The organism is Frondihabitans sp. 4ASC-45, from assembly GCF_049472575.1.
Classification (GTDB): domain Bacteria; phylum Actinomycetota; class Actinomycetes; order Actinomycetales; family Microbacteriaceae; genus Frondihabitans.
The window spans coordinates 432,806-456,559 of record NZ_JBCEBN010000002.1 but is presented as its reverse complement, the minus strand read 5'-3'; the positions used below and the strand labels follow the sequence as shown (position 1 = coordinate 456,559).

The window sequence follows — 23,754 nt, the reverse complement described above, 5'->3', positions numbered from 1 at the left end:
GAACCCATCCGCTTGTCATTTCCGTCCACGGTCCGCGCAGCTCCACCCGCATGAAACCCGAATAGCACCACACCCGATCACCGCTTCACCCGAACCCTTCCCGATCGTCGACGCGCACCGAACCTCGAGATCTCCCGTACCCGACGGGAGCTCGACGGATCGAAATCGCCGTCGTCACTCCGGTACTCCGACAGGAACCCGATCTTTTGTCGAAATACCGGATTCATGCTGTGGCCCGTACCCGAAATACGAGTCAGAGCTATTGCACCGCCTACCCGAACCCTGGATCCATGCTTACCCAGCCTCTTCTGCGTACGTTTTCGCGTACCCGCTTCCGTCCCGAATCGGAAGCGGCATCATGACCGGCATCAGCCGCGACGTCGGTGAACAACGCCGCCTTCCGTGGACCCCACCGGTCCGAAACCCGAGCGCAGGATGGACGGAATCCAGAGATCGAGTAGGCGGTGCCACAACCGGCATCGGCTGGGCGCTGCGCTACCGCCGTCGACTCCTCGCCAGCGACGCGCTCGTGATCCTCGCCAGCGTCGTCACCGCCGCCGTCGTCGAGACCATCCGAGACGGGGTCGACCAGACCTTTGCCGGCCTCGCTGCTGCCGACGCGAAACCCCTCGTCGAGTTCATCGGCTACCCCGTCGGCATCGGCCTCCTCTGGGCCCTCTGCCTGGCGTTCCAGCGCACCCGCGACCTCTCGGTCGTCGGAACCGGGGCAGCCGAGTACAAGCGCGTGCTCAACGCCACGATCCTCACCTTCGTGCTCATCGCCCTCGTCATCTCGATCACCGGCCATGAGTCGATGCGCGCGTACTTCTTCGTCGCCCTCCCCGGAGGCTCGGTCGGCCTCATCGCCTCGCGGTTCCTCCTGCGCAAGTGGCTGATCCGCCAGCGCCAGCTCGGCAACTACCTCTCTCGAGCCATCGTCGTCGGCGGCCGTAGCGACGTCCGCTACGTGATCGATCGAATTGACGAGAAGCCGGGTGCCCTCTACGACGTCGTCGGAGCCGTCGTCGAAGACGAGGACGGCAGCGCCGTAGCCGCCGGGTCGCGGGTCGTTCCGATCGTCGCATCGCTCGACGACGTCTCGCGCGCTGTCTGGAAGATGAACGTCGAGAGCGTCATCGTCGCCGGCGACCCGCGTGCCGGCACCGACTACATCCGTGACCTCGGGTGGAGCCTCGAAGGCCGCGCCACCGAACTGGTGATCGCCTCCCGCCTGGCCAACATCGCCGGGCCCCGCATCCACTTCCGTCCCGTCGAGGGGCTCCCGCTGATGCACGTCGAGCTGCCCCAGTTCGACGGCCCGAAGCACGTCATGAAGCGCGCCACCGACGTCGTTCTCGCCGGATTCGCGTCGCTTCTCCTGCTCCCCCTCATGCTGGTGATCGCCCTCGTGATCAAGAGCGAAGGATCCGGCCCGGTGCTCTTCCGGCAGGAGCGAGTGGGGCGCGACGGACGCCGCTTCACCATGCTCAAGTTCCGCACGATGGTCGTCGACGCCGAAGCTCGTCTCGCGGCTCTCGCCGAGCAATCGGAGGGGAACGGCGTGCTCTTCAAGATGCGAGACGACCCCCGCGTCACGAGGGTGGGCCGGATCCTTCGGAAGTACTCCCTCGACGAGATCCCGCAGCTCTTCAACATCATCGGCGGCAGCATGAGCATCGTCGGGCCGCGGCCCCCGCTTCCCCGCGAGGTCGACGGCTACACCGACCACGTGCACCGCCGTCTCTACATCAAGCCCGGCCTCACCGGCATGTGGCAGGTGAACGGACGCAGCGACCTCAGCTGGGAGGAGAGCGTTCGGCTCGATCTGTACTACGTCGAGAACTGGTCGATGACCGTCGACTTCGTGCTGATGTGGCGCACCGTGAAAGTGATTCTGCGGCCGAACGGGGCGTACTGATGACTCCCGACGAAACCGTGAACGAGACGGCCTCCGCCCTGCCCGGCGATGCGGGCGCGGCACGCCGCAGCGGGCGTCGCGGGCGGGTCCTCGTCGTGCACTCGTCTGACGAGCTGTACGGATCGGACCGCATCGTGCTCGAAGTGGTCGCGGAACTCGTGGCCGCCGACGAGCTCGACGTCACCGTGTGGCTACCGAGCGACGTCGCGCCGGGCCCCCTCGGCCCGATGCTCCGCGAGCTCGGAGCCCGGGTCGAGCGGCACCCGCTGCCCATCCTGCGGCGGATGAAGCTGAGCCCCGGCGGATTCCTCCGCCTCGGGCGCGACGCGGTGCGCACTCTGGCGAGGCTCCGTGGCCGTCACTTCGATCTCGTCTACTGCGCTACCAGCGCATGTTTGCCCGTCGCACCCCTCGCACGCCTCACGGGCGTCCGTCGAGTGGTCGGGCATCTCCAAGAACCATGGAGTGCGAAGGACCGGGTAGGTCTTCGTCCCCTGGCGAGTGCGTGCACGGCCCTCGTGGCTGTGTCGCACTCGGTCCTCGGCGCGTCGGGTCTCGCCGAGGACCCGCGGGCGGTGGTGGTTCACAACGGTGTTCCCCATCGCTCGCGTGAGCTTCCGACGGCTCCCCCGGAGCACCGTCGACCGCACTACGTCATCGCGAGCCGCTGGAACCCGCACAAGGGCCACGGCACGCTCCTGCGAGCGTGGGATGCCGCTGGCTGCCCCGGCGAGCTGGTGATTCTCGGTGCTGTCCCCGCGGTGGGGCTCGGCATCGACGTCGCGGCCCTGGTCAAGAAGCACGTCTCCCGACCCGAGACGGTTCTCGTTGTGGGCGAGGTCGACGACGCGACCCCGTATCTGCAGGCGGCCGACGCCGTCGTGCTTCCGACCGACACCCTCGAGGGGTTCGGGCTCGTGACCGTGGAAGCCTTCAGCGAAGGGCGCCCCGTGATCGCCAGCCGTTCCGGAGGTCCCGAGGAGGTCATCGACGACGGCGTCACCGGTTGGCTGTTCGACCGCGAGGACGTCGACGGCCTGGCATCGCTCTTCCGCGACCTCGACGTCGCCACCCTCGGCGCAGCCGGCCGCCGAGCCGAGGCGGCCTACCACCGCGACTTCACGCCCGCCCGCATGCGTTCCCGCATCGCAGCGGTCGTCGACGGCGAGCTGGGCCGCCCCACCCGCATCACCACCGAATTGGCGGAGGCCTCATGACCACGACCGCTGTCCGCGAGACGTACGCCGACTCCCTCGCCCGCCTCGCCGGGGCCCAGAAGGGGTCGAGCGGCGCCCCCGCCTACTCGCGCTTCATCAACCGCCGTCTCGGTCGCTACCTCGCGGCCGCGGCCTATCAGTTGGGCATGACGCCGAACCAGGTGACCGCCGTGAGCGCCCTGTTCACGTTCGCCGGTATCGCGGTGATCGCCTTCGTCCCCACCTCGATCGTCGTGGGCATCGTCGTGATGCTGCTTCTCGTGATCGGTTACGCACTCGACTCCGCCGACGGGCAGCTGGCCCGCCTTCGCGGTGGTGGCAGCCCGGCCGGTGAATGGCTCGACCACGTGATCGACGCCACCAAGATCGGCGTTCTCCACCTGGCCGTCTTCGGAAACTGGCTGCGCGAGCCCGAGGGGCGCCACGCGGTGCTCGGCGTGCCGCTCGTCTACGCCGCCATCGCGGCGGTCGCGTTCTTCGCGATCGTCCTGACCGACCAGCTGCGCCGCGCCGAGCACATCCGCACCGGGATCCCGACGCGCGGTAGTCGCTCGACGAGCACGCTCTACTCTCTGGCCGTCGTGCCGACCGACTATGGCCTCATGTGCCTGTCGTTCGTCCTCCTGGCGTGGCCTCTCGGATTCACCGTCGTGTACATCGCCTTCTTCGCCGCGAACACCCTGTACCTCGCGCTCGCCCTGCCCAAGTGGTTCCGCGAGCTCAGGGGCCTCGGCGAGCTTCCCGACCGGTCGGTCGCCCCATGACGCGCCGCGTCGCCCTTGCCGACGCCGTCGCTCAGCTCGGCCGACGGTGGATCCTCGTCGCCGCGTCGGCGTTGCTCGCTCTCGTCGCGGGCGTGGCCCTCGTTGAGGCGCTCGACGGACGCGACGACCGGGGACTGACGCCCATCGGCGCCCTCGTCATCCTCTTCGCGTTCCTCCTCGCCGGTGGAGCGCTCGGCCTCGCGGCAGGCATCGTCCTGACGCGACTTGAACCCCGTGTCACGACGGCCGACGATGTTCGTCGTGTCACGGGCCTTCCCGTTGTGGCGCAACTCCCGCGGGGTGCTGTCGACGCTGATGACCTCGCGATCCGTCCGACGTCGAGTCGCATGCGATCGGCGCTTCGCGAAGCCGTCATGAACGTCCGGTCGCTCGCTGGCGGCGAGTTGCCGTCGCGACTCGTGCTGGCCCGCGCCGACGATGTCGGCGAAGTCTCTGGGGTGGACGGCGGCTACGCCCGTGCCCTGCTGGAGAGCGGATTCCGCCCAGCCCTGGTTCAGGCCGACATCGAGTCACAGCTTCTCGCTCGACCCTCCACCGTCCGCGACACGGCCCTCGATGCGGCCGCCTACCCCGACGCCGCGGGCTACCAGCGCGTACCGGTGCCGGATCTCGTCGCCTCGGCCCGCCCCGAGCGCCTCCTCGGCCAGGTCGAGAGCCTCTTCGGATCTCTCGGCGAGCGATACGACGCGGTCGTCACGCTCGTCGCCAGCAATTCGCACCCGCTGCCGCTCCGAGCGGTTGCACCGCTCGCGGACGCCGTCGTGATCGTCGTCCGGTCGAACCGGACCACCGTCGAGGATCTCCTGGCGATGCACGGCGAACTCGTTGGGATGGGGGTCGAACCCCTCGCTGTGTTCATGACGAGCGTCGCGGGCCGCCACCGGATCGCCGTCCGGCGCGACTGGGCGGCGACGGACATCCGCGAGGCACGTGCGGGCAGGGGTCCGGTACTGCAGGCGGGCTCCGCGGATCCTGATCTCGATCTGGTCAGCGCTCCCCCGCGTTCGCGACTCTCGATTGCCGACCTTGCACGTCTCGCCGAAGAGCGAGACGCATTCTCCGCTGTTTCTGACCCCTCGCGCGTCAAGCGCGACTCCCTTCGAAAGGACCGCTCGTGACCCTGAAACGACGCGTCGGCTACGCGGCCGGTGCCTACGACCTGTTCCACATCGGCCACCTCAATCTGCTTCGTCATGCGAAGACCCAGTGCGACTACCTGATCGCCGGTGTCGTCGCCGACGAGATGCTCGAACTCACCAAAGGCATCTCGCCCATGGTGCCGCTCGCCGAGCGCCTCGAGATCGTGAGCCACATCGACTTCGTCGACCTCGCCCACGCCGAGGTCGTCCCCGACAAGATGGACGTCTGGCGCGAGCTGCAGTTCGATGTCTTCTTCAAGGGCGACGACTGGCGCGGCACCGAGAAGGGGCTGAAGCTCGAGCGCGAGTTCGCCGAGGTCGGAGTCGAGGTCGTGTACTTCCCGTACACGATGTCGACGTCGTCGACCATTCTTCGTCGGGCCGTGTCGGCACTGGACGAGGGCTCGATCGCGCGATAGCGGTTTCGGTTTCTCTTGGGCTTGGGCTTGGGCTTGGGCTTGGGCTTGGGCTTGGGCTTGGTCTTCTCAGCTCGGTCTGGGCCGAGGATCCGACGGGGCTGTGGATAACGCCGGCGAGCGTCGGGGCATCTGCACGATGCTCTTCGCATGACAACGACCACTTCAACCGACGCCCCGTTCGCCACCTGCCCCTGCCCGCCCTCGACCGAAGTGCTCGACTCGCATCGCGAGCTCCGCACTCGGGCCGACCTCGATGAGCGCATCCGGCAACTCATCCCCTGCGCGACGCAGCGTCAGCTCTGGCTCCTGCTCCTCGACGGCGACGACGTCCAGATGCCGGTCATGGTGCCGATCGGCGATCTCCCCCTGTGGGGCGGGCCCGACGCCACGGGCGGTGCGGACGGTGAGGGTCTCGTCGAGCTCCTCCGCTCGATCCGCGACGAGTTTCACGCGGTGTCGTACGTCTTCGTACTCGAACGGCCTGGCGCAGCCGTGCTCGACCGCGACGATGTCTCGTGGCTCGAACACCTGCTCACCTGCGGCGATCGCACCGGCTTCACAGTGCGGGCCGCCTACGTCTGCCACGAATCCGGCCACGCGGGCTTCGAGGCGGCCGACATCGACACGCTCGTTCCCGGCGCCGAGCTTCCGCGTTACGAGACACGCTGCGTGACCTGCCCGGTGCTGGCGACGGCCGAGGAGGCGAGGGCCGAGATCGCGCGGGAGGAGAAGAGTCGCGGCGAGCCGGTGCCGGGCGGTGTGCCGGTGGGTGCGTCGGCTAGTGCGTCGATGGGTGCGTCGGCTCGTGCGTCGGCGTGAGCCGTGGAGTCCGACACGTTGGGTGCGGGTGAGGTGTTCTCACACGGCTAAGTCGTTTCGCCTCTTGCATTGAGGGGCTGAGCGGCTGCCGCTACGAGTCGGAACCGTCGAGGTGGCGCCACCACGCCGTCTCGGCGTGGGCAGCCGAGGTGTAGACGCCGAGGTTTTCTTGCTCGCTTTCGGTGAGCGACCAACTCGTCAGCCGGTAGCCGGAGGCGAACCTCTCGACGAGGGCTTCGGGTGGCGCATCGTCGTGGGCGCGGACGAGCCAGCTTCCGGGGCCGCTTTCGTCGAGCACGCGTTGATTTTAGCTGGTGGCGGGTGGCGGCCTGGGCGGTGGGTGGTGGGTCATGGCCGTTGTTGGCTACTCGTCGCCTCAGTGCCGGCTGCTGGCTGCTCGTGGCCTCAGTGCCGGCTGCTTGTTTCATCGCTAACCGAATCACGCATCACGAACCGATCTTCCGGTAAGCGATGCAGATTTCGGTTAGTGGTGCGTACCGCGAGGCGGGCTGCGGCTGGCAAGCGCCGCCGACGCTGCTACCTGGCGCAACTAGTCGCAAATCGCAGGTTTAGTCGCGATATAGCGCGACTAAACCCGCGAAACGCGACTAGAAGGCCGCCAGCCGCCAGCCGCAAGCCGCGATCCGCGGGCCGCGAGCCACCGCAGCGGCGCGCTATTTGCGGTTGCCGATGCGGCCGCGAAGCACGTCGATCCGCTTCTGGATCTGCTCGGTGCTGGCCTGGGCCACCGATGGGCCACCCGACACGCGGCGGAGTTCGGCGTGGATGACACCGTGCGGCTCGTTGGAGTGGCGCGACCAGATCGACACAAGGCGGCTGAGCTCTTGACGCTGCTCTTTGATGGTCATGTAGAGGGGGCGCGACGGCTCCTCGACCACAGTGGGCAGGCCGGTCTTGGGCTGACGCTTCGAGCGACCGGCCTGAGTCGCCTGGCGCTGCCGGAGGAGCTCGCGCACCTGGTCGGGCTCGAGTAGCCCGGGAATGCCGAGGAAGTCGAGCTCTTCGAGACTGCCCACCTCGCTGGCCGTGCCGAACTCACCGCCGTCGTAGAGGACCCGGTCGAAGTTGGCCTGCGCGTCGAGAGCTTCGAAAGGCTGCTGCTCGAGGAGGCTCGACGCCTTTTCTTCGCGGTTGGCCTCGGCGACCATCGCGTCTTCCTCGGAAGTGAAGATGCCGTCATCGGCGTTGGTCGGCCGGTCGAGAGCGTGGTCGCGTTCGAGTTCGAGCTGCCCAGCTAACGCCATCAACCCGGGCACGCTCGGGAGGAAGATCGACGCCGTTTCGCCGCGACGACGAGCTCGGACGAAACGCCCGACGGCCTGGGCGAAGAAGAGGGGTGTGGAAGCGGACGTGGCGTAGACGCCGACCGCGAGGCGTGGCACGTCGACGCCCTCGGACACCATGCGGACGGCGACCATCCAACGCGAGTCGGAGGAGGAGAAGGCGCCGATGCGGTCGCTCGACGCTTTCTCGTCGGAGAGGACGACGGTGGGCCGCTCACCCGTGATCTTGGTGAGGATGGATGCATAGGCGCGGGCGGCGGTGGTGTCGGTCGCGATGACGAGCCCACCCGCGTCGGCGACACCGCGGCGCACCTCGGTGAGACGCTTGTCGGCGGCCGAGAGAACAGACGCGATCCAGTCACCCTGCGGTGAAAGTGCGGTGCGCCACGCTTGGGCAGTGATGTCTTTGGTGACGTGCTCGCCGAGGGTTGCGCTCATCTCGTCGCCCATGCGGGTGCGCCAACGCATGGCTCCGGCATAGGCCATGAAGAGCACGGGCCGGACGACGCCGTCAGCGAGAGCACGGCCGTAACCGTACGAGTAGTCGGACTGAGAGGTGCGGATGCCGTGCTCGTCGGGGGCGTACTGCACGAACGGGATCGGCGCGGTGTCGGAGCGGAACGGGGTTCCGGTCAGCGAGAGTCGGCGGGTCGCCTTGCCGAAGGCCTCACGGATTCCGTCTCCCCAGGTAAGGGCGTCGCCGCCGTGATGCACCTCGTCGAGAATCACGAGAGTGCGGCCTGCCTCGGTGATCCTTTTCAGCACCTCGGGCTTCATGCCCACCTGCGCATAGGTGATGGCGACCCCGTGGTAGTGCCGACCGAAGGTGACATCGGCGTTCTTGAACATCGGATCGAGGCGGAGGTTGACGCGATCCGCCGCATCGGCCCACTGGCGTTTAAGGTGCTCGGTGGGGGCGACGACGACGATGCGATCGACGTCGCCGCGCGAGAGAAGCTCGGTGGCGAGGCGCAGAGCGAATGTCGTCTTACCGGCCCCGGGGGTCGCGGCGGCGAGGAAGTCTCTGGGCTCAGCGGCGAAGTACTTCTCGAGGGCCTCGGCCTGCCAGGCTCGGAGTTTGCCCGCGGTGCCCCACGCAGCTCGCTCGGGGAAGGCCGGCGACAGGTGTTCCGCAGCCGCCCGCCCGATTTCAGTGGGCTCCGGCCCGGAAGAGATAGAGCCACTGGGCTCCGGCCCGGAAGGGGTAGAGCCAGTGGGCTCCGGCCCGGAATGGGCAGAGCCGGTGGGCTCGGTCCCAGAAAGCGTAGAGCCAGTGGGCTCGGGCCCGGCAAGCGCGGAGCCGGTCGGCGCAGCGGGCTGCGGGCCGGATGCGCCGGGTTCGTCGAAGGTCGAGCCGCGGGGCTCGTCGGGGTCTGGTGCGGTGGCGATACTCACTTCTCTCCGATTTTAGTCGTCACCGGGAGCCGCCTACGACGCATCGGTAGCCGAGGCCCCTCGCTGGGCGGCGCCGTTCGTGTCGCGGTCACCGCGCGAGATGCGCTTGGTCGAGCCCCCGAGCAGGCTCGCGCTTGTGACGCTGCCGGGCCCGAAGCGAGCTCGGAGCGCGTCCATCGTGGTCTCGGCCTCGCGCCAGTCGGCATCGTCGTCCCAGAGGCCGACGGCGCCGCCGGACGACCCCTCGAAGGCGAGCTGCTCCATGCGCACCCCCACGAGCCGGAGCGGCGTGGGATGCCGCGAGAACGAGCCGGCATGCCCGCTCGTCTCGTACACTCCCCGGACCTCCTCGTAAATACGCCGCCCCAGGTCGGTCGGCTCGGCGAGCGTCTTAGAGCGGGTGATCGTCTCGAAGTCGCCGAAGCGCAGCTTGAGCACGACGGTTCGACCCGTCGCTCCGGCCGCTCGCAGCCGTCGGCCGACCTGGTCGCTCAACCGGAGGAGTTCGCTGCGAATGCGGTCGGCGTCGCCGACGTTCGACTCGAACGTGACCTCGTGGCCGACGCTCTTCTCTTCGCTCTCGGTCGTCACGTGCCGAGGATCGCGGCCCCAGGCGAGTTCGTGGATCTTCTGACCGCCGGCCGCTCCGATGGCTCTCACCAGCATGTCGAGAGGAGCCGCCGCGACGTCGCCGATCGTGGCCAGCCCGTAGCCCCGGAGCACTTCTTCGGTGCGCCCGCCGACGCCCCACAGCGCGCTGATCGGCCGCGGATGCAGAAACGCCAGGGTCTCGCGATGCGGCACCAGCAGCAGCCCGTCGGGCTTGGCGACGCTCGAGGCGAGTTTGGCGACGAATTTGGTCGAGGCGATGCCGATGCTGCAGTGCAGACCCGTCTCGGCGTGCACCCGCTGGCGGAGTCGAGTCGCGATCTCGTACGGCGTGCCGAGCAGGCGCAGCGAACCGCGCACGTCGAGGAACGCCTCGTCTATTCCGAGTCGCACGACCAGGGGCGTGACGTCGTCGAACATCGACATGACCTGCTGCGAGTAGTGCTTGTAGCGCTCGAAATGCGGCTCCAGAACGATCGCCTGGGGGCACTTGCGGAGTGCGATCGCCATTGGCATGGCCGAGTTGACACCGTATTTACGGGCCTCGTACGTCGCGGCCGTGACGACTGAACGCTGGGATCGATGGCCGACGACGACCGGCAGGCCGCGAAGCTCCGGCCGCTCGAGAAGCTCGACCGACGCGAAGAAGGCGTCCATATCGACGTGGAAGATCGTCGCGGTCGCATCGTCAGTGGGCTCTGCCGTGACCTGACGCCCGCTGCCGTCTTGCTTGCTCATCGATCACCTCCGGGGGCAATCCTCACACGGGCCACCGACATCCGATCGTCGAACGGGGCCGCCTCGGATCCTGCGCCCGAATTTGAAGGAGAAACGCCTGTACGCCGACGACGACATGCCGATCGGGAGCCCCGGCACTCCGGTTTCTCCTTCAAATTCGGCAAGGGGACGACAGGCACGAGCTCAGCCGACGGGCCCCAACCAGCGCACCGCCACCGTCTCGTGCGCCGAGTCGCTCGACGACGGGTGGAATCGCCCTGCCAGCACGTCGCGGTAGAGCCGCCCGAGTTCCGAAGTCGACCGGAACGAGGATCCGCCGGCCACCGTCACGGCGCGGTCGACCACCCGGGTCGCCGTCTCGGTCGCCCGGACTTTCAGCCCGACGAGCTTCGGGAACCAGTCGGCGCCGTGGTCCACGAGCCCGTCGAGGTCGGCGGCGATCCGATCGATCTGGGGCTCGAGTCCGTCGAGGTCGATGGCGGCGTCGGCGATCCGCCACCGCACGACGGGGTCGCTCGACGTCGGCAGCCCGGTGCGGCGCGAGTCGCGGGCGAGGGCGGAGCCCACCGCGAGGTCGAGAGCGCGCCGAGCGATCCCCCGATAGACGGCGGCGATCAGGGTCTCGAACGCCGCGAAGATGCCGAAGACGAACGGATCGGCGGAGGGGCCGACCGGAAGGATCCGCACCACCCGCGATGCGGCCACTGGGGCCTCGACCAGCCGCGTCGTGTGGCTCTGCGTCGCCCTCATGCCGACGGTGTCCCAGTCGTCGAGCGATTCGTGGCCGCCGTCGGCGCGGCGGAGGAAGCCGTGGACGATCGAGGGCGCCGCCGGATCCTCGTCGTTTCGACCGAAGACGCCGAGCCTCGTCCAGACCGGGGAGAGCGAGGTGAAGATCTTGGTGCCGGTGAACGTGTATCCGCCGTCGCCGGTCGGGGTGGCCGTCGTCACCGAGTCGAAGAGCACGAGGTCGTTGCCGGGCTCGCTGACTCCGAACGCGAAGATCTCTCCGGCGGCCGCGTCGTCGAGCACGAGTCGCAGGGAGTCGTCGCCGCGGGCCGCGAGCAGTGCCGCGGTGACGGTCCAGACGAGGTGCATGTTGACCGCCAGTGCGGTCGCGGGCGCCGCGGTGGCGAGTCGGCTCTGGAGGGCGGCGATCGCTTCCACGCCGAGCCCGAGGCCGCCGAGTTCGCGCGGGACGGCCGCCTTGAGGTACCCCAGCGCGGCGAGCTCGTCGAAGTCGTCGTGCGGAAACGCGTTGGCTTCGTCGTAGCCGGCCGCTCGCGCGCGGAATCGCTCGAGCAGGTCGTCGTCGAGAAGGGCAGAAGGATCCGCGATGGTCGCCATACGACAACGCTACGGTGGTTGCATGACACAAGCCCACCCGTGGTCCCGCTACGTCGCGATCGGCGACTCCTTCACCGAGGGAATCGGCGACCCGGATCCGGGGTCGACCGGCGGGCATCGAGGCTGGGCCGACCGCGTCGCAGAGGTGCTCGGGTCGACGGTCGACGACTTCGCGTACGCCAACCTCGCCATCCGCGGGCGGCTGCTGCAGCAGATCATCGACGAGCAGGCCCAGGCCGCTCTCGACCTCCGGCCCGACCTCATCACGGTCTCGGCCGGCGGCAACGACATCATCCGCCCCGGCACCGACCCCGATGAGGTCGCCTCCCGACTCGAGGGTCTCGTCGCGACGCTGTCATCTCAGGGGGCGACGGTCGTGCTCTTCAACGGGCCCGACATCGGGGCTACTCCCGTGCTCGGGCGCATTCGCGGCAAGGTCGCGATCTACAACGAGAACGTGCAGGCCATCGCTCTCCGGCACGACGCCGTCGTCGCGAACATGTGGGCTCTCCGCGAGCTCGCCGACAGCCGCATGTGGGCTCCCGATCGGTTGCACTTCTCTCCTCTCGGGCACCACCGGATCGCCCGGATGGTCCTGGCGTCGTTGGCTGTCGAGAACGATCTGCAGGAGTACGTGCTGCCGGATCCTGATCGTCGCCTGTGGCGCGTGGCGCGCCGCGAAGACATGGGCTGGGCGCGCGAGTACCTGGTGCCGTGGGTGCTGCGCCGGGTGCGCCACCAGTCGTCGGGCGACGGGCTCGGGCCGAAGCGGCCGGAGGCTGTCGCGGTGCTGTACCGCGAGAGCACGAACCGGGAGCAGTAGGCGCGAGCAGCCGCCACCGGCTGCGACCAGCGACCAGCGACCAGCGACCAGCCTTGCGACCTGACGAGTTTCGGCCGACCTCGTGCGCCGCGGCGCTGTGACATCGGCCGATCCGCGCGAGGTCACCGCCCGGCCGCAGCCGCGACGCCTGCAGCGCGGCTAGAAGACCAGCGACGGGTTCGTCAGCCGCCACCACGCGTCGGGCGCCGGAATCGGGTGGTCGAGCTCGAGCGGCACGGTCGTCGTCGTCTCGCCGATGGTGACCTCGAGGATTCCGGCCCGGTCTCCGGTCGACGCCTCCGTGACGGGGTCGAGCGACGGGACGGCTCTCACCGTTGCCTTGCCGTAGACGAGCTTCGACACCGTCTTCGAGGCCACGGCGTGCGCATTCGCGCCCCACTCGGTCGCGTAGGTGCCGAACGCGGTGCCCTCGGTGACGGCCGTCACGGTCTGGAACCCCGACTTCACGCTCGCCAGGAGCTTCTGGATGTCGGCGTCGAGTGAGTCGTGGTCGACTCCACCGAGCATCACGCCAATGACGGTGACCTCTTTGCCCTCGATGGTCTCGCGCGAGGCGAAGAGCAGGCAGGCGCCGGCCTCGTCGAGGGTGCCGGTCTTGATTCCGACGACCGAGTCGATGCCGAGCAGCTTGTTGGAGTTCTCGACCGTGCCGACCGTCGGTATCTCGACCGACTTCGTCGACACGATCTTCGCCACGTCGGGGTTGGCGAGAGCGAGCTTTCCGATCTTGACGAGATCGGTCGCCGTCGACTGGTTCGCGGCGCTCAGGCCGGTCGGCTCGACGAGTCGGGTGTGGTCGAGGCCGTTCTTCTCCAGCCAGGCAGAGACGGCGTCGACGAAGGCGTCGTTGGAGCCGTAGGCCCAGTAGGCGAGGGCGCTCGCGTAGTTGTTGGCCGACTTGATCAGGGCGACCTGCAGAGTCTGACGTTCGGTCAGCGTCAGACCCGTCGGCATGTCGGCCACCTCGCCGTTCTGGGTCAGGTAGCGCGCATACAGCGCGTGGTCGGAGGCCGTAAACGTGATCTTGGGGCCCTGAGAGCCGTCGAGGGGCTTCTTGTCGAGCACCACGAGTGCGGTGACGATCTTCGAGATGGAGGCGATCGAGCGCGGCTTGGCGTCGCCCGAGGTCTTCAGGCTGTCGGTGAATCCGACGGCCTCGACGGCGGTCGCGCCGTACGACGGGAACGACAGCGACAGCGATTTCTCGGCCGGTGCGGTGAATTTCGTGACGGTCGCCGAGGCCGGAGCAATCGGGGCGAGCAGCGTGGCCGGAACGTAGACGCCGACGGCCACGACGACCGCCAGGGCGAGAATCGTCAGGATCCGGCGCCTCACGTAGTGCGGACGACGCGCCGACCCGCGGCCCCGCGCTCCCCGGCTCACGCCTGCGCCCCGGGCCGCGCCGCGCCTGGGCGCAGTGCCCACAACACGACCGCCGAGGCCGCGGCGACGTTAAGGCTGTCAACGCCGTGGAGCATGGGGATCGTGACGACCGTGGTCGCGGCCTCGAGCGCCCGGTGCGACAGTCCGTCGCCCTCGGTGCCGAACAGCATCGCGATCTTCTCGGGAGCCCGAGCGGCGTACTCGTCGAGGGTGACCGCGTCGTCGCTGAGCGCCAGGGCGGCGATGTCGAAGCCGGCCTTGCGCAGCACGTCCGCCCCCTCCGGCCAGTCGGGCAACCTGGTCCACGGCACCTGCAGCACCGTGCCCATCGAGACGCGGACGCTGCGGCGGTACAGCGGGTCGGCCGAACGGGGTGTGACGAGGACGGCGTCGGCCCCGAGCCCCGCCACCGCGCGGAAGATGGCCCCGACATTCGTGTGGTCGACGATGTCTTCGAGCACGACGACGCGCCGGGCGCCCTGGAGTACCGACTCGACGCTGGGGAGCTCGGGGCGGTGCATTGCGGCGAGCGCCCCGCGGTGCAGGTGGAAGCCGGTCAGTCGTTCGAGCACGTCGGACTCACCGACGAAGATCGGCCCGTCGTAGTCGGCCACGAGCGGCTCGATGTCGCCTAGCCACTTCTCGCTCAGGAGGACCGACCGGGGCACGTGGCCGGCGGCGAGAGCGCGCGCGATGACCTTCGACGACTCGGCGATGTACAGGCCGCCCTCGGGCTCGGTCTTGCGGCGCAGGGCCACGTCGGTGAGGCGGGAGTAGTCGGCGAGCTCGGCGGAGTCGAGGTCGGTGATGCGGGTGACGCGCAAGGAGGGCTCCCGGAAACAAAACGGCAAGAGAACGCGTTTAGGCTAACGTCACCCGCCTTTGAGGAGCCCCACCTATGGCGCAAGCCGCCACGCCCGACAGCTCGACCGACGGAGCAGCCACGCTCGATGAGGCCGTGCGCGTCCTCCGGGGGCGTCGCCTCGCAGTGCTCACGGGCGCGGGGGTGTCGACCGATTCGGGGATCCCGGATTACCGCGGCGAGGGTGCGCCGGTGCGTCGCCCGATGACCTTCCAGCAGTTCAAGGGCGATACCGATTTCCAGAAGCGCTACTGGGCCGGCAGCCACCTCGGTTACCGCCACTTCGCCGCCTCCCGCCCGAACGACGGCCACCGCGCGCTCGCCGCACTGGAGCAGGCCGGTGTCACCAACGGTGTCGTCACGCAGAACGTCGACGGCCTGCACCTGCGGGCGGGATCCTCGCGTGTCGTCGATCTGCACGGCACCGTCGACCGGGTCGTCTGCCTCACCTGCGGTCAGGCGTTCGCGCGCGAGACGGTCGCGCAGCGCATGGCCGAGGCGAATCCCTGGCTCGAGCGTCCCGACGAGATCCGCCTGAACCCCGACGGCGATGTCGACGTCGACGACATCGACGCCTTCGTGTTGCCGGTCTGCACCGTGTGCTCGGGTGTGCTGAAGCCCGACGTGGTTTTTTTCGGCGAGTTCGTGCCGGTCGAGAGGTTCGCCGAGGCCCGGGCGATGGTGCAGTCGGCTGACGCTCTCGTCATCGCGGGGTCGAGCCTCGTGGTCAACTCCGGCATTCGGCTGCTCGAGACGGCCCTCCGCAAGAAGGCCCCGGTCGTCATCGTCAACCGGGGCGTCACGAAGGGCGACGCGCGCGCCGCGGTTAAGCTGAGTGCCGGCGCGTCAGAGACGCTGGCAGCCCTGGCCGAGCGGCTCATCGACGCGTAGTCCCGTCGAGGGGTGGTTGCACGGCCCCGCCGACACGAAGGACTCCCCCATGACACGGCTCTACCTCGTCCGCCACGGTGAGACCGACTGGAACAGGGCGAGAAGGATCCAGGGCTCGACCGACATCCCCCTGAACGACACGGGCCGGGCCCAAGCCCTCGACACCGCCCGCCTACTCTCCCGCCGCTCGTTCGACCGCGTCGTCGCGAGCCCGCTCTCCCGTGCGCTCGAGACGGGTTCGATCATTGCGAGCCACCTCGGGCTCGCCGAGCCCGAGATCGACCCCGGAATGATCGAACGGAACTACGGCGAGGCCGAAGGGTTCACGTTCGAAGACATCGCGCTGAATTTTCCCGATGATGCGCCGGTGCCCGGTCGGGAGCGTCGCAGTGTGCTTCGCACCCGGGTCGAGGCCGCCCTGCTGGGGATCGCCGAGCGTCACCCCGGAGAGACCGTCGTGGTTGCGACGCACGGCGCCGTGATCCGCGCCATCGTCAACCACATCTCACCCGAGACGTCGGCCGATCGTTCGGTGCCGATCCGCAACGGGTCGATCCACTCGTTCGACGTGATCGACGGCGCCTTGTCACTGATCGCGTTCGACGATCCGATCGAGGTCGAGTCGGAGGCCGCGGGCCGCTACTCGTTTGAGTACCAGAACGCGCTCGAGGGTCGCGCCGACGCGTAGCGGGGGCCGCGATCCGACGCGGATCAGCCAGAGCGACGTGGCGCGCCGCGTCGGTTCGGCCGATCCGCGTCAGCTCGCTGCCGGGCTAGCGTCGACCGACCCGCTCCAGCACCTCGAGCAGCGTCGTCGCCGACGACTCCCAGCTGAACAGGGCGGCCTGCGCGACCGACGCTTCGGAGCGACGCGCCCACTCCCCCGGCTCGGCCAGCTTCAGCACGGCGTCCGCGATCGACGCCGGCGAGTCGGGGTCGAAGTAGAGCGCCGCCTCCCCGCCGACCTCACGGAAGATCGGGATGTCGCTGATGACGGCGGGAGTTCCGAGTGCCATGCCCTCAATGACCGGAATGCCGAAGCCCTCGGCCTTCGAGGCTGTGACGACCGCCGTGGCGCCCAGCAGCACGTCGCGGTACTCCTCGTCGCTCGCCCCGTCGTGGAACACCAGCGATGTGGGTGGGGCGAGGCGTTCGAGTTCTTCGCGCTCGCGGTCGGAGACCCGGCTCATGAGGTGCAGGCGGTACCCGTCGAGGCGGAGCAGGGCTCGGGCGAGCGACCGGACGTTCTTGTAAGGCATGAAGCTGCCCATGTAGACCAGGTTGCGGGCGGTGGGCTGGATCCTCGGTTCCGCCGTCTGCGGGTCGGCCGCGTTGTACACCACCGTCACCGGCTTCGACGTGAGCTGGTGTGCCGCGATCTCGGCCGCGGTGGTCTCGCTGACGGTCGCAATCTCGTCGGCCCGGTTCAGTAAGAGTCGCTGCGGCCACCAGGCGAGGTGGTAGAGCCGCCAGAGCAAACGGATCGGCAGCGCGAACTCGGGCGGGGGTGTGCGGTTGGTGTAGTAGATGAGGTCGTGCAGGGTCAGCACGAGCCGGTATCGACGTCCGAACGAGCCCATCGTCTGCATGGGCGACCATACGACTTCGGGCTTCACCCGGTTGACCTGGCGGGCCACCAGGGGTTCTCTCGGGCTCGTGGGGGCGCTGACGAGCTGGTGGGGCGCCTCGGGCAGCTTGTCGAGCTGACGGACGTCGTTGACCAGCAGCGTCACGTCGTGCCCTGCGGCACGCGCCAGCGGAACGAGAGCCGATGCCACCCCGGCGGTGAATCGGCTGATGCCGTCGTGTCGACCCACCCGCACGTAGCGGCAGTCGACGACGAGGTGGAGCGCAGCGGTGGAGGTGCGGGTCATCGGAGGAAGTCCTGGATCGCGACCGCCGCCTCGCGGGGCTTCTCGTAGTGGATCAGGTGCCCGACCCCGCGGATCACGTCGAGCTGGGCATCGGCGAACAGGGTCTGCAGCTCGTACTGCGCGGGCAGCGCCGTGATGTCGTCGCGATCGGCGGCCACCAGCAGAACCGGCACACGGATGTCGCGCGCGTACGTAGACACGTCACTCGACACCGACGCCCGGAACGCCTCAAGCACCACCTGCCTCGAGGCGAATCGCGAGAAGTAGACGTCGTGCTGGTCGTGCACCCAGGCCCGCAACGCGCTCTGCTTGGTCTTGACCATGGCGAGACTGGCGATCCGGGTGACGAGACGGGAGCCGAGGATCCGATACCCCGCCCGCTCGGGCAGCCGCGCGCCCGCCCAGTAGTAGAAGACGGCGAGCCTCGTCAGCACGCCGCGGGGCCCCGAGAGCGCGGGCGCGGCGATCGGGTTGACCAGGATCAGCTTCGCGACGTCGAGCCCCGAGGCACACGCGGCGCTCGACACGATCGACCCGAAGGAGTGACCGAGCAGGACCGTCTCGGGGCCGAGGTCGAGAGCCCGGAGGAAACCGCGGAGCCATTCGGCGTAGGTAGCGACACTGTGCTCGCGACCCGTCAGCGCCTGGGACTCGCCGAAGCCCGGCAGATCGGGCGAGATCACCCGGACGCGCTCGCCGGGAGCATCGGGCCCCGCGAGGAAGGCGACTACGGGTTCGAGGCCGTGATGGTCGCCACGGAAGCCGTGGACCGCCACGATCGTGGTCGGTGCGGCGGCATCGCCATACACCCAGTAGTGCGCGGCTCGACCCCCGACCTCGACGAGGCCTCGCTCGGTGGGAATGGCTCCGAGCCGGTCGGCATAGGGCGAGGGGACTCTCGGTTCAGGCACGCGTTCAGTCTAGGCAGGCGAGTTTCGGCGAGTGGGCGAGTTTGGGCGGGTGGGCGACCGCCCGCCCTAGAGTAGAAGGACCGCTGCAAACGCGTTCGCGTGCCGATACCCGGTCAGCCCAACCCGCACAGTCGCAAGGAGAACGGTGAGCTTTACTGCCCCCATCCAAACGCCCGGACTCACCCTCGATCCGCAGTGGTATCGACGAAGCGTCTTCTACGAGGTGATGGTCCGCTCGTTCGTCGACAGCAACGGTGACGGCGCGGGCGACATCGCCGGTCTATCGTCGCGGCTCGACTACCTCCAGTGGCTCGGCATCGACGCGCTCTGGATGCCGCCCTTCTTCCAATCGCCCCTCCGCGACGGTGGCTACGACATCTCCGACTACAAGGCGATCCTGCCCGAGTTCGGCACGCTCGACGAGTTCCGCGACCTGGTCACCAAGGCGCACGAGCGCAACATGCGAATCGTGATCGACATGGTGATCAACCACACCTCCGACGCGCACGACTGGTTCCAGCAGTCGCGAGAAGACCCCGACGGTCCCTACGGCGACTTCTACACCTGGAGCGACACCGACGAGAAGTACGAGAACATCCGCATCATCTTCGTCGACACCGAAGAGAGCAACTGGACGTTCGACCCCGTCCGCCGTCAGTTCTTCTTCCACCGCTTCTTCTCGCACCAGCCCGACCTCAACTACGAGAACCCGAAGGTGCACGAGGCGATCTACGACGTCATCCGGCACTGGCTCGACCTCGGAGTCGACGGGATCCGACTGGATGCGATCCCCTACCTGTATCAGTCCGAAGAGGGCAACGGCGAGGGCGAGCCAGCCACGCACGAGTTCGTCAAGAAGCTCCGCGCCATGATCGACGAGGAGTACCCCGGTCGCATCATGATCGCCGAGGCCAACCAGTGGCCCCGCGAGGTCGCCGCCTTCTTCGGCACCGAAGACGAGCCCGAATGCCACATGGCCTTCGACTTCCCGGTCATGCCGCGCATCTTCTACTCGCTGCGCTCGCAGGATGCCGGCGAGCTGACCCGGATCCTCTCCGAGACGACCGACGTGCCCGAGAGCGCCGGCTGGGGGGTGTTCCTTCGCAACCACGACGAGCTCACCCTCGAGATGGTCAGCGAGGAGTACCGCCAGGCCATGTACGGCTGGTACGCCTACGACCCGAGAATGCGTTCGAACATCGGGATCCGGCGGCGCCTCGCTCCGCTGCTCGACAACTCGCGCGCCGAGCTCGAGCTCGCCCACGCCCTCCTCTTCGCCCTCAAGGGCTCGCCGTTCCTCTACTACGGCGACGAGATCGGCATGGGCGACAACATCTGGCTCAACGACCGCGATGCCTCGCGCACACCGATGCAGTGGACGCCCGACCGCAACGCCGGGTTCTCGACCGCCGACCCGGGAAAGCTCTACCTGCCGACGATCCAGTCGCTCGTGTATAACTACACGCTCGTGAACGTCGAGAGCCAGCTCGCGCAGTCGCGGTCTCTCCTGCACTGGATCCGCAACGTGATCCACGTGCGGAAGGCGCACCCGACCTTCGGGCTCGGCACCCTGGACGTGCTTCCGACCAACCACGAGTCGACCCTCGCCTTCGTACGCTCGTACGCCGGATCGGGAACGCAGTTCGGCGACTCGGCGGAAGACATCCTCTGCGTGTTCTCGTTCGCGCACAACCCGACCTCGGTCACGGTTTCGGCGCCGCAGTTCGCAGGCCGGACGTTGTTCGACCTGTTCGGCGGGGGGCAGTTCCCGTCGTTCGACGAGAAGGGCGAAGTGACACTCACTCTCGGCACCCAGGCGTTCTTCTGGCTGCACGTCGGTGGGCCGGATACCGCGACCACGGATGACCAGGCGGCGGTGTCTGCCCAGGGCTGACGGTGGCTGGCTCTAGGCTTCTCGCGTGAGTGATGCAGCGATCGACGGTTCCGGTTCGAGCGACGAAGCCGGTGCCGCCGTCGGTGCGGTCGCCGGAGACGTGGAGATCGGGCCGGTCCCCGTCCGCTGGTGGGACGGCCTCGGGGTGTTCGACCTCGAGACCACGGGTATCGATGTCGAGACGGCGCGCATCGTCACGGCGCACGTCGGCGTGATCGACTCGACCGGGGCGTCGATCGCCGCTGGCGAATGGCTCGCCGACCCCGGCGTCGAGATCCCGTCGCAGGCTTCCGCCGTGCACGGCATCACGACCGAGCGCGCGCAGGCCGAGGGGCGGCCCGCAGTCGAGGTCGTCGCCGAGATCATCGCGGCTATTCGCGCCGTCTTCCTGCGAGGCATCCCCCTCGTCATCTACAACGCGCCCTACGACCTCACCGTGCTCGACCGTGAGGCTCGTCGCCACGGTCTCGAGCCACTGGCCGACGCCCTGGTCGATGGGTGCGTCGTCGATCCGCTCGTGATCGACAAGGCCGTCGACAAGTACCGCAAGGGCAAGCGGACGCTCGAGGCGGCCGCCCAGTTTTACGAGGTCTCGCTGACCGACGCCCACGACGCCGGTGCCGACGCGGTCGCTGCCGGCCGCGTCGCACAGGCCATGGCCCGCAAACACCAGGCCACGCTCGACGTGCCGGCACCCGACCTCCATACCCTGCAGGTGGGCTGGTGTCGCGACCAGGCGGCCAGTTTCCAAGAGTTCAAGCGGCGCACCGACCCCACCTTCACGGCGTCCGGTTCCTGGCCGTCCCGCTAGACGGCTCGCGTCTCTCAGACGCGGTTCAGTAATATCGATGTAGGAGCGAAATACGTTCCGACAGCAGCGCGATCCCTTGGGGGCCACAAGCCTTGTTCCTGAAGACCTTCGGTTGGTCGCTCGTGATCACCGTCCTCGCCCTAGCCATCGCATTCCTCTACGGCGGGCCATCGGCCCTCGCCCTGGCGGCGATTCTCGGTGTTCTCGAGATCAGTCTCAGTTTCGACAACGCGGTCGTCAACGCTCGCATCCTCGAGCGCATGAGCCCGTTCTGGCAGCGCATCTTCTTGACTGTCGGCATCCTCATCGCCGTCCTCGGCATGCGGATCCTGTTCCCCCTCGTCATCGTGTCCGTCACCTCGGGCCTCAACCCGGTCGAGGCCGTGAAGCTGGCGCTCGAAAAGGGGTCGATCGAGACACCCGGCACGTACGCGTACATCCTCCACGACGCCCACCCGCAGATCGCCGCGTTCGGTGGCATCTTCCTGCTGATGATCTTTCTCGACTTCATGTTCGAGAAGCGTGAGATCCGTTGGATCGGCTTCCTCGAGAAGCCGCTGGCCAAAATCGGTCAGATCAACGCCGCCTCCGTGATCGTCGGGCTCGCTGGTCTGGTCGCCGCGTCGTTGGCCGCAGGCGACAAGCAGACGATCGTGCTCATCGCCGGTATCGCCGGAATGATCCTCTACTTCCTGGTCAACGGGCTCGGCGATCTCTTCGACGTCGGTGACGACGAGGTCGAAGAAGAGAACGGTGAGAGCGAACTCGACGCCGATTCCATCGACAAGCGGGCCGCCAAGGTCGGCGGAGGCAATCGCGAACTCGGCAAGGTCGTCGGCAAGGCCGCGTTCCTCCTGTTCCTCTACCTCGAGGTGATCGACGCGTCGTTCTCCTTCGACGGTGTCATCGGGGCGTTCGCCATCACGTCCGATCCGATCATCATCGCCCTGGGTCTCGGCCTCATCGGCGCCATCTTCGTCCGGTCGCTTACGGTGTTCCTCGTCCGTCAGGGCACACTCGACGAATTCGTCTACCTCGACCACGGCGCCCACTGGGCGATCGGTGCCCTCTCGGTGATCCTGCTCGTCACGATCACCACCGAGGTCAGCGAAGTGGTCACCGGCCTCATCGGAGTCCTCTTCATCCTCGCCGCGTTCATCACTTCGGTGATGCGCAACAGACGCCTCGCCGAGGCGGCCGACCATTCGGTCGAGTCCGTCTCCGTCTAGTCGAACATCCGGTCGGCCGACCGCCGACTCCCCCGCACCACCAATCGAAGGAGATCACGTCATGGGTTTGAGCCTCTCCAAGGGTCAGTCGTTGTCACTCACGAAGTCCGACGGCGGTGCACTCAGCAAAGTCCGCATGGGCCTCGGCTGGGACAGCGCGGCACCCGTCAAGCGTGGAATCTTCGGCCGTGGCAAGGCCGCCGAAGTCGACCTCGACGCGTCGGCCATCTACTTCGACCAGGCCGGGCAGCCGCTCGACAAGATCTGGTTCAAGCAGCTCAAGAGCACCGACGGCTCCGCTCAGCACACCGGCGACAACCTCACGGGTGCCGGCGACGGAGACGACGAGACGATCCTCGTCGACCTCACGAAGGTGTCGCCCGCCGTCGCCCAGATCGTCTTCGTCATCTCCAGCTACAGCGGCCAGACGTTCGATCTCGTGCAGAACGCGTTCTGCCGCCTGGTCGACGACTCGACGGCCGGCTCACCGGAGGTCGTCCGGTTCGAGCTCACCGACGCGGGAACACACACGGCGATGGTGATGGCGAAGGTGTCTCGCGAGGGCGCGGGCTGGAAGTTCACGGCCGTCGGCAATCGTGCCGCCGGGCGCTCCGTCCTCGACCTCATCGCCCCGGCCGCCCAGGCGCTCTAGCGCGGGCATCCGCGTCACACCAGTCGAACCCCTTCCGCCGAAAGGATCACCATGGCCAGCCTGTCGCTCTCCAAGGGCAACAACCTCTCTCTGACGAAAGCGGATCCGGGGCTCAAGCGCGCCATGATCGGCCTCGGGTGGGACCCCCGGACGACCAGCGGGGCGGAGTTTGACCTCGACGCATCGGCCCTCCTCATCGGAGCCAACGGCAAGGTGCGGTCGAATGACGACTTCATCTTCTACAACCAGCTGCAGACTCCCAATGGGTCGGTGATCCACCAGGGTGACAACCGCACGGGCCTCGGCGACGGAGACGACGAGCAGATCCTCATCGACCTGTCGCTCGTCGAGGCCGACGTCCAGCGAATCGTCATCACGGTCACCATCGATCAGGGAGACGTGCGCGGGCAGAACTTCGGCCAGGTGCGCGACGCCTTCTGCCGGGTCGTGAACGAAGACAGCCAGCAAGAGATCGTCCGGTACGACCTCAGCGAAGACGCCGCCGCTGAGACCGCGATGATCTTCGCCGAGATCTACCGGAACGGCGCTGAGTGGAAATTCAGGGCCGTGGGCCAGGGTTATGTGACGGGCCTGCGCGGAATCGCGACCGATTTCGGCATAGTCCTCGACTAGCTCTGGCAAGCACCACCAGCCAGGCAAGCCCCGCTAGCTGGGCCAGCTCCACTAGCCAGCACAGCCCCACGACCCAGCAC

22 protein-coding genes are annotated in these 23,754 nt (G+C 68.1%); 14 read left to right on the top strand and 8 right to left on the bottom strand.

Translation table 11 applies throughout. The annotated features are described in order from the left end of the window. The first annotated feature begins 358 nt into the window (after window positions 1–358). The 6 genes from VH571_RS05700 (at window position 359) to VH571_RS05675 (ending at window position 6,297) form a co-directional block, all read left to right on the top strand. Window positions 359–1,918: a sugar transferase gene (locus tag VH571_RS05700; protein ID WP_423263687.1), complete on the top strand. Its 1,560-nt coding sequence runs from the start codon at window positions 359–361 to the stop codon at window positions 1,916–1,918. After that, on the top strand, window positions 1,918–3,135 hold the full coding sequence (locus VH571_RS05695) for a glycosyltransferase (protein ID WP_055957658.1): 1,218 nt from the start codon (window positions 1,918–1,920) through the stop codon (window positions 3,133–3,135). The genes VH571_RS05700 and VH571_RS05695 overlap by 1 nt, the downstream gene beginning before the upstream one ends. Beyond that, window positions 3,132–3,899 (top strand): CDP-alcohol phosphatidyltransferase family protein, encoded by a 768-nt coding sequence (locus VH571_RS05690; protein WP_423263686.1) that lies wholly within the window; start codon window positions 3,132–3,134, stop codon window positions 3,897–3,899. Before VH571_RS05695 ends, VH571_RS05690 begins: the two co-directional genes overlap by 4 nt. Beyond that, on the top strand, window positions 3,896–5,038 hold the full coding sequence (locus VH571_RS05685; protein ID WP_423263685.1) for a hypothetical protein: 1,143 nt from the start codon (window positions 3,896–3,898) through the stop codon (window positions 5,036–5,038). The genes VH571_RS05690 and VH571_RS05685 overlap by 4 nt, the downstream gene beginning before the upstream one ends. A 2-nt stretch (window positions 5,039–5,040) precedes the next feature. Next, window positions 5,041–5,478 carry an adenylyltransferase/cytidyltransferase family protein gene (locus tag VH571_RS05680; protein ID WP_055961801.1) on the top strand — a complete coding sequence of 146 codons (438 nt, stop codon included), beginning with the start codon at window positions 5,041–5,043 and terminating at the stop codon, window positions 5,476–5,478. A 147-nt stretch (window positions 5,479–5,625) separates the two neighbouring features. Further along, window positions 5,626–6,297, top strand: coding sequence for a hypothetical protein (locus VH571_RS05675; protein WP_423263684.1), 672 nt, complete (start codon window positions 5,626–5,628; stop codon window positions 6,295–6,297). Window positions 6,298–6,388: 91 nt separating this feature from the next. On the opposite strand, the gene VH571_RS05670 is transcribed toward VH571_RS05675, so the two are convergent. The 4 genes from VH571_RS05670 to VH571_RS05655 all read right to left on the bottom strand — a co-directional run bounded on the left by VH571_RS05670 (window position 6,389) and on the right by VH571_RS05655 (window position 11,690). Then, window positions 6,389–6,595, bottom strand: a complete 207-nt coding sequence (locus VH571_RS05670; protein WP_055957671.1) for a hypothetical protein — start codon at window positions 6,593–6,595, stop codon at window positions 6,389–6,391. Window positions 6,596–6,971: 376 nt separating this feature from the next. Further along, window positions 6,972–8,777, bottom strand: a complete 1,806-nt coding sequence (locus tag VH571_RS05665; RefSeq protein WP_423263774.1) for a DEAD/DEAH box helicase — start codon at window positions 8,775–8,777, stop codon at window positions 6,972–6,974. A gap of 252 nt (window positions 8,778–9,029) precedes the next feature. Beyond that, window positions 9,030–10,343 (bottom strand): DNA polymerase IV, encoded by a 1,314-nt coding sequence (gene dinB / locus VH571_RS05660; protein WP_423263683.1) that lies wholly within the window; start codon window positions 10,341–10,343, stop codon window positions 9,030–9,032. Window positions 10,344–10,526: 183 nt separating this feature from the next. Next, the gene (locus tag VH571_RS05655) at window positions 10,527–11,690 is read right to left on the bottom strand and encodes an acyl-CoA dehydrogenase family protein (RefSeq protein ID WP_423263682.1); all 1,164 of its coding nucleotides are present in this window, start codon (window positions 11,688–11,690) and stop codon (window positions 10,527–10,529) included. 22 nt (window positions 11,691–11,712) lie between these two features. On the opposite strand from VH571_RS05655, the gene VH571_RS05650 reads away from it, so the two are divergent. Continuing rightward, the gene (locus VH571_RS05650; protein WP_423263681.1) at window positions 11,713–12,513 is read left to right on the top strand and encodes an SGNH/GDSL hydrolase family protein; all 801 of its coding nucleotides are present in this window, start codon (window positions 11,713–11,715) and stop codon (window positions 12,511–12,513) included. A 159-nt stretch (window positions 12,514–12,672) separates the two neighbouring features. Here the strand turns inward: VH571_RS05650 and VH571_RS05645 are convergent, their stop codons facing one another. After that, window positions 12,673–13,917 carry a D-alanyl-D-alanine carboxypeptidase family protein gene (locus VH571_RS05645; protein WP_423263679.1) on the bottom strand — a complete coding sequence of 415 codons (1,245 nt, stop codon included), beginning with the start codon at window positions 13,915–13,917 and terminating at the stop codon, window positions 12,673–12,675. Then, window positions 13,914–14,741: a TrmH family RNA methyltransferase gene (locus VH571_RS05640; RefSeq protein ID WP_423263678.1), complete on the bottom strand. Its 828-nt coding sequence runs from the start codon at window positions 14,739–14,741 to the stop codon at window positions 13,914–13,916. The genes VH571_RS05645 and VH571_RS05640 overlap by 4 nt, the downstream gene beginning before the upstream one ends. 74 nt (window positions 14,742–14,815) lie before the next feature. Between VH571_RS05640 and VH571_RS05635 the strand changes: the two genes are divergently transcribed. Next, window positions 14,816–15,670, top strand: a complete 855-nt coding sequence (locus tag VH571_RS05635; RefSeq protein ID WP_423263677.1) for a Sir2 family NAD-dependent protein deacetylase — start codon at window positions 14,816–14,818, stop codon at window positions 15,668–15,670. A 49-nt stretch (window positions 15,671–15,719) separates the two neighbouring features. Beyond that, window positions 15,720–16,358 carry a histidine phosphatase family protein gene (locus VH571_RS05630; RefSeq protein ID WP_423263676.1) on the top strand — a complete coding sequence of 213 codons (639 nt, stop codon included), beginning with the start codon at window positions 15,720–15,722 and terminating at the stop codon, window positions 16,356–16,358. Between the two features lie 85 nt (window positions 16,359–16,443). Here VH571_RS05630 and VH571_RS05625 read toward each other — a convergent pair whose 3' ends face one another. Continuing rightward, entirely contained in the window at window positions 16,444–17,544 is a 1,101-nt protein-coding gene (locus VH571_RS05625; RefSeq protein ID WP_423263675.1) for a glycosyltransferase family 4 protein, read from the bottom strand. Beyond that, window positions 17,541–18,455, bottom strand: a complete 915-nt coding sequence (locus VH571_RS05620) for an alpha/beta fold hydrolase (protein ID WP_423263674.1) — start codon at window positions 18,453–18,455, stop codon at window positions 17,541–17,543. The genes VH571_RS05625 and VH571_RS05620 overlap by 4 nt, the downstream gene beginning before the upstream one ends. 145 nt (window positions 18,456–18,600) lie before the next feature. Between VH571_RS05620 and treS the strand changes: the two genes are divergently transcribed. The 5 genes from treS to VH571_RS05595 all read left to right on the top strand — a co-directional run bounded on the left by treS (window position 18,601) and on the right by VH571_RS05595 (window position 23,674). Continuing rightward, window positions 18,601–20,349, top strand: coding sequence for a maltose alpha-D-glucosyltransferase (gene treS / locus VH571_RS05615; RefSeq protein WP_055957706.1), 1,749 nt, complete (start codon window positions 18,601–18,603; stop codon window positions 20,347–20,349). A gap of 100 nt (window positions 20,350–20,449) precedes the next feature. Then, window positions 20,450–21,160 carry an exonuclease domain-containing protein gene (locus VH571_RS05610; protein ID WP_423263773.1) on the top strand — a complete coding sequence of 237 codons (711 nt, stop codon included), beginning with the start codon at window positions 20,450–20,452 and terminating at the stop codon, window positions 21,158–21,160. A gap of 92 nt (window positions 21,161–21,252) precedes the next feature. Beyond that, window positions 21,253–22,389 (top strand): DUF475 domain-containing protein, encoded by a 1,137-nt coding sequence (locus tag VH571_RS05605; RefSeq protein WP_423263672.1) that lies wholly within the window; start codon window positions 21,253–21,255, stop codon window positions 22,387–22,389. A gap of 61 nt (window positions 22,390–22,450) precedes the next feature. Next, the gene (locus tag VH571_RS05600; RefSeq protein WP_423263671.1) at window positions 22,451–23,041 is read left to right on the top strand and encodes a TerD family protein; all 591 of its coding nucleotides are present in this window, start codon (window positions 22,451–22,453) and stop codon (window positions 23,039–23,041) included. A 51-nt stretch (window positions 23,042–23,092) separates the two neighbouring features. Then, entirely contained in the window at window positions 23,093–23,674 is a 582-nt protein-coding gene (locus tag VH571_RS05595; protein ID WP_055957713.1) for a TerD family protein, read from the top strand. Window positions 23,675–23,754: the final 80 nt, after the last annotated feature.